This is a genomic window from Marinomonas polaris DSM 16579, assembly GCF_900129155.1.
Classification (GTDB): Bacteria; Pseudomonadota; Gammaproteobacteria; order Pseudomonadales; family Marinomonadaceae; genus Marinomonas; species Marinomonas polaris.
Map to the genome: position 1 here is coordinate 187,204 of NZ_FQVF01000003.1, position 11,576 is coordinate 198,779.

Here is an 11,576-nt window from a genome sequence, read left to right on the forward strand (position 1 = left end):
AAACTCAATAAAAAAACTTTTAGCGTAAGTATTGGCAAACAAAGTAATTGTGCAAAGGTATCTATGAATATTAAACAAGTAAAAGCCTTCCTCGCTGTCGCTCAGTCAATGAGTTTTGCCAGCGCAGCCACACAGTTGCATTTGTCACAGCCGGCGTTGAGCCTGTCAATTAAAAGCCTAGAAGATAATTTAGGTGGGAAGTTACTGACTCGCACGACACGTCATATTGCATTGACACCGGAAGGCGAAGCTTTGATGCCAATCGCCAGACGGTTATTGGCACAATGGGAAAATGCTGAAGACGAGATGAAGCAACGTTTTGCGTTACAGCTTGGCAAAATCACCATTGCTTCCATGCCATCTTTTGCTGCTTCGTTGCTACCAAAAGCCATTCGTAATTACCATGCCTCGTACCCGAATATTCAGGTCGCCATCGACGATGTGTTATCCGATGTGGTTGTAGAAATGGTACGTAACAACCAAGTGGAGCTGGGAATTTCCTTCGAGCCAAGTAACCTTGTGGATTTGTCTTTCCATCCACTTTATGAAGACAGGTTTATCGCGATCTTGCCAAAAAATCACCCACTGGAAGGACAAGACACGATTTGTTGGCGGGCGCTTTTAGAATACGATTTCATCACCTTGCAACGCCCTTCTAGCGTTCGCGCCATGATAGAAAGCACACTCCATGAGGCAGGCATCGAACTCAATGTGGCGTTTGATGCTCACCAACTTGCTACGGTAGGACGCATGGTCAGCGAGGGAATGGGCGTGGCTGTTGTCCCGGCGTTGTGCCGACAACAAGCCATAGAACAAGGCGCAATCTGCCGACCAGTGATAGCACCCGAAATTCGCCGACGAGTTGGCGTGATCTGCCAACCCAGATCCAACCTATCCATCGCCGCAGCGGCCATGCTGGATGTGCTGATTAATACTTATGCTTGATACTATTTATTAAATTGCTTCATAAATAAATAAAAAAGCGCTTGAGGAAATACACCAAGCGCTTTAAGTAAACCCCTATCTGAAACTAGAATTAAGATTGGAGATAGACAACATGAGTATTTGTATATTCATACAAGCCATGTTTGCCATCTGCACCACCAATTCCAGACTTTCTAACACCTGCATGAAAGCCTTGCATTGCTTCAAAGTTCTCTCGGTTGATGTAAGTTTCACCAAAATCTAGCTCGCGCATTGCTTGCATCGCTTTGGACAAATCACGGGTGTAAATAGCTGATGTCAGACCGTATTCACAATCATTAGCGTGTGTGATTGCTTCATCTAAAGAATCAACTATTTGAATAGGCAGTACTGGTCCAAATGTTTCTTTACGCATTATGTCCATTGACATATCACATTGACTCAACACGGTTGGTTGGAAGAAATAACCTTTTCCAGTATCCGCAACTTTACCGCCACATTCTAACTTCGCACCTTGCTGTAAAGCTAACTCAACACTAGCTGCGACTTTATCAAGTCCAATCTTATTCACCATAGGTCCCATCGCAATATCGCTGTCTTTTAGTGGATCACCAAAAGTAACCTGTTCCATCGCTTGGGTAATACGCTTGGTAAACTCTGCTGCGACACCATTCTGTACATATACTCTTTCTGTACAGTTGCAAACTTGTCCAGAGTTAATAACACGAGAATCACAAATAGCTTTAACAGCAAGGTCTAAGTCCGCATCATCAAGAACAATCGCAGGAGCTTTACCACCCAATTCTAAATTCACTTTAGTGATATTTTTGGCGGCAGCGGCCATAATTTTTTCACCAGTAGCCACACTTCCTGTAAAACTAATCATATCTACATCTGGGGAAGCACTTAGTTGAGCACCTACTTCTCCACCTCCGCAAACCACATTAAAAACACCTTTCGGTAGAGACGTTTCTGCAAGTAACTTTGTAAATTCAAAACAGTTATTAGGTGTTTCTTCACTCGGCTTAATAACAATAGTATTACCTGTTACCAAGGCTGGCGCCATTTTTCGAGCAATCAAAAAAAATGGAAAATTCCATGGCAAAATACCAGCCACCACACCAACTGGTTTACGTAGTAAGAAAATATTTTCGTTTTGACGATCACTGGTGATCACCTCACCTTCTATACGACGAGCCCATTCGGCCATGTAGTCAATATAATCAGCAGTGAAATTCACTTCTACCTCAGCAAGAGGAAGTATTTTACCTTGCTCTTCGCTAATTACTTTTGCCAGTCTAGGTACGTGTTCACGAATTTTTGCGGCAATTTCACGTAAGTAACCAGCTCGTTCATTCGGTGTCTTACGAGACCAAGATTTTTGCGCCGTACGAGCTGCGGCAATAGCTTGCTGAACATCACTCTCAGAGGAAGCTGGAACGTGAGAGATTAACGCTTCCGTGGCAGGGTTAAATACATCTAGACTGGCTTCGCTTGAACAAAACTCACCATTGATAAAATTTTGATAAGTAGGAATGTTATTGTTTTTCATATTTTCTCCTATGTTTCTTATTTAGTAGGTGCCTGAGCTATTTGATTTAGAACTAACACCAAGGTATTTATTAAGGTTTTCTTTTGCTGCGCTACGCATCAATGAAATGTCTATTCCAACAGCAACAAAACTACAGCCCATTTCCATATATTTACGGGCATCGGCTTCTACAGGAGCCAAAATTCCACAAGCCTTTTCTGCTGAAAAAGTTGCATCAATCACAGATAGAATGCTGGATTGCACATCAGCATGATAAGGATTTCCTGGATGACCAAGACCAATTGAAAGGTCTGCAGGACCAATAAAGACCGCATCAACACCATCTACATTGGCGATTTCCGCCGCATTTTTAACGCCTAATGCTGATTCAATCTGAACAATCAAACACAACTCATCGCCAGCAATATTTAGGTAATTGTCTACAGAATCCCAACGTGTAGCTCGTGCAAGACCACCACCGACTCCCCGAATACCTTTTGGCGGGTAATGCATCGCTGAAACTAATGCCTTTGCTTGTTCTGCGGTCTCCACCATAGGAATCATCAAAGTTTGAACACCTATGTCCAAAAGACGCTTGATGTTGTCTTTATCCGAGCTTTCAGGACGTACGATAGGATGCGAATGATAAGGCGCTACGGCTTGTAACTGACTTAATAAAGACTGCGTGGTGTTGGGAGCATGTTCGCTGTCTACTAGCAACCAGTCATAACCTATCGTTGCTAAAATTTCAGCGGTATAACCTGTTGTTAAACCTGCCCAGCAACCATATTGCTTTTCAATACCTAAACGTGCTTTAAAAGTATTTTTTGGAAGCTTCATTACTTTCTCCTCCTCCAAATGTGCTCCGATGCCAGATTCAAGGCAAAATCCCCCCTGCCCATAACAATTGAGGCACACTTAGAGGCTATTAATAGGAATAATTTAGTGAGTGTAAGGCCGACTTAACTCACATGCAGGATTCAATCGAACACCAAATCCCGGTTTATCTAGAACAGATATATGCATCCTTCCATTGACTGGAATAGGTTCATCCAATAGCAGTGGGTTAAACATAGGAACAACTTTGTCGGCATTAGGGGCCATCATTAAAAACTCAGCAAATGGACTATTTTGACGAGTAAACACAAAGTGATAGCTATAAACAGACGACCCATGAGGAACCACAAGTTTGTTATGTGCGTCTGCTAATGCCGATATCTTTAAAAGTTCGGTCAAACCACCACACCAACCCACATCGGGCTGGATTAGATCACAACAGTTCTTGTCAAACAGCATGCGAAAACCCCAGCGAGTCGCTTCATGTTCACCAGTTGTCACCATCATCCCTTTAGGGATATTCTCACGCAGCTCGGCATACCCCCAATAATCATCAGGTGGAAGCGCCTCTTCAATCCATTTCAAACCATATTCGCTGGCTGCTTTTGCTAATTTGATTGAATAATTCAAATCTAAACTCATCCAACAATCGAACATTAACCAAAAATCATCGCCTACTTTTGAACGCATATTAGCAAGCGTTTCGATATTCTTTTTAAGTCCTTCTTCTCCATCAGCTGGCCCCCACTGCAATGGTAGCTTACCGCCAATAAACCCCATTTCTTTGGCCAAATCAGGACGAGCCCCTGTTGCATAGAATTTCAGTTCATCACGAACAGCACCACCAATCATCTTATGAACAGGCTCATTTCGAACTTTACCCAGCAAATCCCATAGGGCTAAATCAACACCAGAAATAGCATTTAACACCACGCCTTTACGACCATAGTACAACGTTGAGTTAAACATCTGATCCCAGATTTTTTCGATATCAGTAACATCAGCTCCCTCAAGGAAACGTGCTAAATGTTTTTCAACAATAAAAGCACCGATTTCTCCACCCGTAGTGACAGCAAAACCGACCGTTCCATCTACCGCTTCAATTTCAACAACTAAAGTACCTAATACATTGATACCAAAGCTTTTCCGGCTCTTTTTGTATTCTTCATATTTGCTCATTGGTGTACAGATATGATCATCTATCCAATGGGCTTCTGTTTGATCATGGTAATCAGCGCCACCGCCTCTCACCACAAAAGCGCGAACTTCTTTTATTTGCATTTTCATCACCTTAGTTAATGGGGTTTATTATTGTTTAAGCGCACTAGGTAGCCACAAAGCAATGTCTGGAAACATCATGACAATAGCTAAAGCAATTACCTGCAAAATAATGAAAGGGATTACTCCACGGAAAATATCCATAAGTGACACATCTTTAGGAGCAACACTCTTTAGATAAAAACAAGCAGGACCAAATGGTGGGGATATAAATGAAATCTGCATATTCATACAGAACAACACACCAAACCAAACTGGATCTAAGCCCAAAGATTTAATGATTGGAATAAAGATAGGCATGGTCAGTATCAAAATACCAATCCAGTCCATGAACATCCCCAAAATAGCTAAGATCACCATCATAATGATGACAATCACCATTGGTGAATAAGGTAACCCCTGCATTAAGCCCGAAAGATAACGTGACCCACCCATGATATTAAAAATACCAATAAGCGCTGTTGCTCCAAGGCTTAACCAGAAAAGCTTTCCACAGGTTTGCAGTGTTTCTAGCAACGCAGATTTCAGCGAGTCAGATGTCAGCATTCTTCGCTTAACTAATACTACAAAAGTAGCAATACAACCCATTGCAGCAGCTTCAGTTACCGAGCAGATACCTCCATAAATACTTCCAAGTACCCACAAGGCAATTAAGCCCGGACCAATCAAATTTTTTAGTGTTTTAATCTTTTCAGAAAAGCTCAACACTTCACTTTCAGGTAACGCTGGGCCATGATCCGGATTTAACTTACACAGCACATAGATATAAATCATGTACAAAGTAGCAAGTAATAAACCAGGTAATAACGTCGCTTTGAACAACTCGCCCGTCGACACTCCTGCAGTTACGCCATACATAATTAATACGATACTTGGAGGTATCATTGTTCCCAAAGCACCACCCGCAGCAATCGTACCAACAGCGAGCTGCTTGTTATATTTCAAACGTAACAGTTGCGGCAAGGCAACCAAGCCAAGCCAAGCATGACAGTTTCACCACCCACTATCCCAGTAATAGCAGCTAGAAGAACTGCTACGAACATTGTTTGAATAGCAACCCCACCTCGTAGACGCCCAGACCAAACATACATAGCGTTGAATAAGTCCTTAGCAACGCCCGATCGCTCCATGAAAGCCGCCATCAATACAAACATAGGAACGGCTAGTAATGATGGCTCCATCACAAAAGTGTACATACGAGCAGCAATTAGCGTAATCCCATCTGGACCAATCACCGCAAGCGTCGTAACAATTGCAATAGCCATTGTGACAAATGCTAAGGGCAACCCAAGCATCATCAGTACAATCATTGATCCTAAAATACTAAGAGTAACGTACTGAACAGACATTAGTATTTACTCCCTATTTCATGGCTAAAAGTATCTTCAATAAAGTTGACCAACGCTTGGAGAGACATGAATACTGCACTAACTGTAATCATAGGCTTGATAATGGCGGGAATGGGAACATCCCAACTTCCTCCAGTCGATTCACCACGCATGATGGCATCCATACCGAAACGCCATCCAGCCCATGCAATACATAAGCACACGACAAAACAAAAGAGGCTATTTAGCTGAACTAAACGATGCTGCCACTTTTCAGGCAACATCTCTTGTATTGCCGTAATCGCAATATGATCTCGTTCTTTCATCACATAACTACCGGATAAAATGATAGCAGCTGCAGACAAGGCCAAACTAAGATCAAAAACCCAAGTAGTAGGGCTATTTAAGAGGTAACGCATACCGACCTCATACCCAGTAATGGCAACACTGATTAAGAAAAACCAAGACACTACTTTTCCTAACCAATCTGAAATACCACGAATAATATTCATAATCCCCCCAAGAACCTTGTTATTCGAGTAAACCTAGGCGCTTCATGAAATTAACGTGCGACTCGTATGCTTTATGAGCCAAATCCGACTCTTTAGAAGCTTCTAACCAAACCCCCTTAGCAATTTCACGCATCTTGTTCTGCTCTTCTGCCGACCAATAAATAGGTTCAACCCCTTCAGCTTTATCTTTTTCCATTACCTCACCGCGAGAGACCATGTCAGATAAGTTGATTTGAACGGTTAAATCTCGGTAGGCTGTAGTGATGATTTGCTGGATATCTTTAGGTTGGGCATCCCACTTTTTCTTGCTCACAGACATAGAAAGGACAGGTAGGGAGTGGAAGTCAACGATAGGATACTTAGCCACTTCGTGATAACCAGCAGCGCTATTCATTACATAGCTACTGGCATCAGCTGCATCTATAACGCCTTTTTCAAGCGCAGAATAGATATCAGCCATCCCCATATTTAAAGGCGCGGCTCCCATATCAGAGAATATCTCCGAAGCAAGCCCAGAAGGAGCGCGAACTTTAACACCCTGAAAATCAGCTACAGTACGGATCGGCTTTTTAGCAATTAAAGATTCAATCCCTGCATTTGAACAGCCAACAAAATGAATATCGTAGTTGTCATATACTTCTTGGAAAAGCTCTTTACCTCCACCGAACTCACACCAAGCAAAAGCTTGTGTCCAATCAGTGTATCCACCAACTAAATCAGCCAGCATAGCAAAGCCTTTATCAAGACCAGCAAAGTAGGCAGGTGAAGTAATATCGCCATCTATAATGCCATATCCCATCGCATCGATAGTTTCACTGGCTGCAACAACAGAACCACCTGGAAGTAACTCAAGTCGTAAACGTCCACCTAACATTTCATTCACATTGTTCACCCATGCTTCTTCAGCTTGATAAACAATATGTCCAGTAGGTAGATGACTTTGAATTTTCCAAACATCTTCAGCAAGGGCATTTGAGGATAAAGCACCTAATGCCATGCCTAAAACGGCGACTTTAGATACAAGTGTATGTCTTTTTAACATTCTTATTCTCCACACTTTTATATACGTTTTTATTGTTAGGTACATAGGTAACCTGTCTGACAGGTTACCTATGTTTACTATTTAGCCTAGTTGAACTATTATTGTCAACATTAGATTTAAAAAATGCCTATTAAAAACGGCATCCAACAAAATGGATAATTTGAACAATGACCAAACTTTTAGAGTCACTCAATCTAGATCCTATCGACCGCGAATCCATTGCGGAAAAAGTAGTGAATAAAATTCTTTCTCTAGTTCAATCTGGTAATTTGAAACCAGGTGACAAACTGCCTTCCGAAAAAGAATTAATGACAGTTTTTTCTGTCAGTAGACCTACCCTCAGAGAAGCGCTACGCGCCTTATCAATACTAGGAATAACGGCGACTAAAAAAGGCGGAGGAACCTATATATCAGAATTAAAAGCCGCAGATTTATTGAGACCATTAGAATTTTTTGTCTCAATAGAAGATCAAAGTATTAGAGACATTTTTGAGTGCAGACGAATTCTAGAATGTGAGATGGTTGCTAAAGCAGCAGCTTGTGTAACAGATCAACAACTTATTGAATTCGACCAATTGATAAGCGTTCAAAAAGAAGCAGTAAAAGACCCTGTAGCGTTTCGAATTTCTGATCAGAAATTTCACGAGTTATTGGCCACTATTTCAGGCAATGTTGTTTTAGCCCGGTTAGCCGACGGAATGTATAACATCGCCATGGATGCTCGCCGCAAGGCAACAGAAATGGAAGGGGTTCTACCTCAGAGTATTGCAGACCACATCGCTATTGTTAATGCACTCAAGAAAAAAGATTCTACGCTTGCATCTGAAGCTATGAGAGAACATTTGAATAACATTGAAAACTCTACTCTGCTGGCAATATCAAATGAATAATTGAAAGATAGGTATCTTCCTCATAGGTAGTAATCTAAATAGTGGACAAAATAAGGAACGATGAGAATCTTTTGCATTTAAGTCGTTTTCAGCATGCTTTTATGTCGCTGAAAGGACTATTCTTTTTGCGACTGGTGACAAAATAACCAGTCGTGCACACAACAAAAACAACAGCAAAAAGGATGTCCATATGCATAATCACGCAAACCGAGGCGTTATTTATCAAGGTAATGGCACAGTCAAAGTCGAAGCCATCCCTTTTCCTGAACTCGCTATTGGCAAACGCCGTTGCGATCATGGAGTTATTCTCAAAGTCGTCACAACCAACATTTGTGGCAGCGATCAACACATGGTGCGAGGTCGAACGACTGCTGAAAAAGGCTTAGTGCTTGGTCATGAAATCACTGGCGAAGTCATCGAATGTGGCCGCGATGTGGAATTCATCAAGGTTGGAGACTTAGTTTCCGTACCTTTTAACATTGCCTGCGGCCGTTGCCGTAACTGTAAAGAAGGCAAAACCGGTATTTGTCTAAATGTTAACCCTGCTCGCCCCGGTGCGGCTTATGGTTATGTAGACATGGGCGGTTGGGTTGGCGGACAAGCCGACTATGTTATGGTGCCTTACGCCGATTTCAATTTGCTTAAATTCCCTAATGCCGATCAAGCTCGCGAGAAAATCCAAAGCCTCACGCTACTTTCTGATATTTTCCCAACAGGTTTCCATGGTTGCGTCACCGCTGGCGTGGGTCCAGGTTCTACAGTTTATATCGCTGGTGCCGGTCCTGTCGGTTTGGCGGCGGCGGCATCAGCGCATTTGCTTGGTGCAGCCTGCGTTATTGTCGGCGATATGATTGAAGATCGACTAAATCAAGCGCGTTCTTTTGGCTGTGAAACGATCGATCTAAAACAAGACGGCGATATTCAAGACAAAATCGAAGCTATTCTTGGTGATCGCGAAGTGGATGCTTTTGTGGATTGTGTGGGTTTTGAAGCCCATGCTTGTGGTTGTGATCACCATCAAGAATCCCCTGCTGTCGTATTGAACTCGGCCATGCAAATGACTCGCGCTGGCGGACAAATTGGTATTCCGGGCTTGTATGTCACAGAAGATCCAGGTGCAGTTGATAGCGCAGCTCAGCAAGGTAGTTTGAGTATGCGTTTTGGTCTAGGTTGGGCGAAATCTCATTCACTTCATACTGGCCAATGCCCAGTAATGAAATACCATCGCGCACTGATGCAAGCTATCTTGTTTGATAAAATTGACATTGCAAAAGCGGTTAACGTACAAATGATTTCACTTGATCAAGCACCACAAGGTTATGCAGATTTCGATGGCGGCGCAGCGAAGAAATTCGTTATCGATCCTCACAAAATGGTGAGTTAATCCTACCCTTACTTTTCTTGAGAAAAAAAACTCGTCAACGTAATGTTGACGAGTTTTTTATGTACAAACAAATAACGCGTTTTTACGGATTTAAACCGTTTGTCAATGTAGAGCCATCGATCGGTGCTGGCTTACCACCACCAAAACGATACGTTAAAGAGCCTAAAATCCGCGGTGATGAGGTATCATAGATATCCGACACAGACTCTCCACCTACTTTTTTCCATGCTGCAAAAACATCGGCACTCCAATTAGCATGCTCATATTTTAATCCAAAACCTGCACCAGCTAGATTTCGCGTTTCACTTATCAAAGAAGCGGTTGGTTTTGCATAGGTATTTATTCTACCTGCATCGTAAAATACATAAGGAGTGAAGTCGTTAATGTTATAACGCAACTCTAACTGCGTGTAATATCCTTCATCACCACCGCCGTTCTCGCCAGCTTCTCCTGAAGGATAGGCACGCACTGCATTCGTTCCACCCAAATACAGGTCTTCTGAAGAGTCTAAGTTTTTGTTAGTTTGTTGAGCGCTGCCTTTAACAAATAAACTGAACCCAGAAGGCAACGACTGAATACGCGCCACCTCTAATGTAGTTTTTACAAAATCGCCATCACTATTCACTGTGTCATCGTTATTAGAAAGATTACCCAAACCCACTGTGAAGACACCATAGGTAATACCACCACCCAAATACTGATCTCGTGTATCAAATGTAAGGGCTAGGGGGACGCTATTCACAAATTTTGTTAACTTGCTGTCCGCTGAGCGATAGAAGTCCATCAAGTCTTTACGCTCTATGTTAACTTTCGCGTTAACGTTCGTCAGTTGCGAACGAATCAACGGATAACTTAATCCTATACTATAAATATTTGAACTCCCAATGGCGTCCAACGATTCATACTCTCTCCCCAAGGTATATTCAGTCCGGCTAAAAGATACGTTGGCTCTTAAACCATTTGGCATGACAGGCAAACTGTATCCCAAATGACCAAACAACATATTTTCATCGGTATACATCGCACGTGCATTAACTTCATCACCAAATGTGAACATGTGTGCTTTTTTGACACCCGCCTGCACTCGGTTATAGCCTGTATAACGGCTGCCTTGATTATCAATCGTGACATCCCCGAACATTTGCTGTTCAGGGATTAAAAGCACATTAAGGTCTGCCGTTCCAGTTCTATCACCAGGACTAATTGAGGGTAAAGCTTTGTAGCCAGGAATATCATTCATGATAAGTGAAATACGCTCTAGCTTACTTGATTCAATCACGTCATTAGGTGCGATGGTTGATAAGTATGCTTGTGCTTTGGGCTGTATATCACGAGTGGCTGTGACTGTGGCCCGACCGTATTTGCCTTCCAACACGTCAATTCGCAACTCTCCATTTTTCATGCTCTGGGCTGGAATATAAGCTCTAGCAAATGGATAACCGCGATCTCGGTAAAAAAGGCTGATCTTATTTGCTAGATTGCGATAACCAGCCAAGTCATAAGACTTATCCAAAATATCACCTAAACTGGCCAATAGTTCCTCTTCTGTAAATACTGACAAACCTGTAATTTGCAGTTTGTTTAACACAGCTTGCGGACCTCCGGAAGCTGCTTCAGTTAATGCATTACCGTCAAATTGAATTCTAAAATCCGACGGCTCAGGCGCAACCAACCCTTGCTGAGTTTGCTGAATCACGGTTCCAGAGTTAGCAGGTGGTAAAGTCGCCGCATTAGATCCCAAAGAAACAGTTGTTAACAATGCTACAACGGATAAATTCAAAGGCGTTGCAGTGTTTTTAGTGAGTAATACTCTTTTCATAAAATCTAACCTTAATCCTAATTTTCGGAAA

General features: G+C 42.3%; 11 protein-coding genes. 3 read left to right on the forward strand and 8 right to left on the reverse strand.

All coding sequences use genetic code 11. From position 1 onward, the window contains the following. Nucleotides 1-63 precede the first annotated feature (63 nt). The gene (locus BUA59_RS03000) at nucleotides 64-945 is read left to right on the forward strand and encodes a LysR family transcriptional regulator (protein ID WP_072838242.1); all 882 of its coding nucleotides are present in this window, start codon (nucleotides 64-66) and stop codon (nucleotides 943-945) included. 91 nt (nucleotides 946-1,036) lie between these two features. Here BUA59_RS03000 and aldA read toward each other — a convergent pair whose 3' ends face one another. From aldA to dctP, 7 genes are all read right to left on the reverse strand, one after another. Continuing rightward, a complete protein-coding gene (gene aldA, locus BUA59_RS03005) occupies nucleotides 1,037-2,476 on the reverse strand; it encodes an aldehyde dehydrogenase (RefSeq protein ID WP_072838243.1) in 1,440 nt (479 codons plus the stop codon). Between the two features lie 21 nt (nucleotides 2,477-2,497). Then, on the reverse strand, nucleotides 2,498-3,295 hold the full coding sequence (locus BUA59_RS03010; RefSeq protein WP_072838244.1) for an HpcH/HpaI aldolase family protein: 798 nt from the start codon (nucleotides 3,293-3,295) through the stop codon (nucleotides 2,498-2,500). Between the two features lie 102 nt (nucleotides 3,296-3,397). Beyond that, entirely contained in the window at nucleotides 3,398-4,573 is a 1,176-nt protein-coding gene (gene rhmD, locus BUA59_RS03015; protein WP_245813083.1) for an L-rhamnonate dehydratase, read from the reverse strand. 27 nt (nucleotides 4,574-4,600) lie between these two features. Beyond that, entirely contained in the window at nucleotides 4,601-5,533 is a 933-nt protein-coding gene (locus tag BUA59_RS03020) for a TRAP transporter large permease (RefSeq protein ID WP_342742462.1), read from the reverse strand. Next, nucleotides 5,512-5,919 (reverse strand): TRAP transporter large permease subunit, encoded by a 408-nt coding sequence (locus BUA59_RS24325; RefSeq protein ID WP_342742463.1) that lies wholly within the window; start codon nucleotides 5,917-5,919, stop codon nucleotides 5,512-5,514. The genes BUA59_RS03020 and BUA59_RS24325 overlap by 22 nt, the downstream gene beginning before the upstream one ends. Then, nucleotides 5,919-6,410 carry a TRAP transporter small permease subunit gene (locus tag BUA59_RS03025; protein ID WP_072838246.1) on the reverse strand — a complete coding sequence of 164 codons (492 nt, stop codon included), beginning with the start codon at nucleotides 6,408-6,410 and terminating at the stop codon, nucleotides 5,919-5,921. The genes BUA59_RS24325 and BUA59_RS03025 overlap by 1 nt, the downstream gene beginning before the upstream one ends. A 19-nt stretch (nucleotides 6,411-6,429) precedes the next feature. Continuing rightward, entirely contained in the window at nucleotides 6,430-7,452 is a 1,023-nt protein-coding gene (dctP, locus tag BUA59_RS03030; RefSeq protein ID WP_175550743.1) for a TRAP transporter substrate-binding protein DctP, read from the reverse strand. A gap of 167 nt (nucleotides 7,453-7,619) precedes the next feature. Between dctP and BUA59_RS03035 the strand changes: the two genes are divergently transcribed. Beyond that, a complete protein-coding gene (locus BUA59_RS03035) occupies nucleotides 7,620-8,342 on the forward strand; it encodes a FadR/GntR family transcriptional regulator (protein WP_072838247.1) in 723 nt (240 codons plus the stop codon). Between the two features lie 190 nt (nucleotides 8,343-8,532). Then, nucleotides 8,533-9,726, forward strand: a complete 1,194-nt coding sequence (fdhA, locus tag BUA59_RS03040; protein WP_072838248.1) for a formaldehyde dehydrogenase, glutathione-independent — start codon at nucleotides 8,533-8,535, stop codon at nucleotides 9,724-9,726. An 82-nt stretch (nucleotides 9,727-9,808) separates the two neighbouring features. On the opposite strand, the gene BUA59_RS03045 is transcribed toward fdhA, so the two are convergent. Continuing rightward, on the reverse strand, nucleotides 9,809-11,545 hold the full coding sequence (locus BUA59_RS03045; protein WP_072838249.1) for a ShlB/FhaC/HecB family hemolysin secretion/activation protein: 1,737 nt from the start codon (nucleotides 11,543-11,545) through the stop codon (nucleotides 9,809-9,811). Between the last annotated feature and the right edge of the window lie 31 nt (nucleotides 11,546-11,576).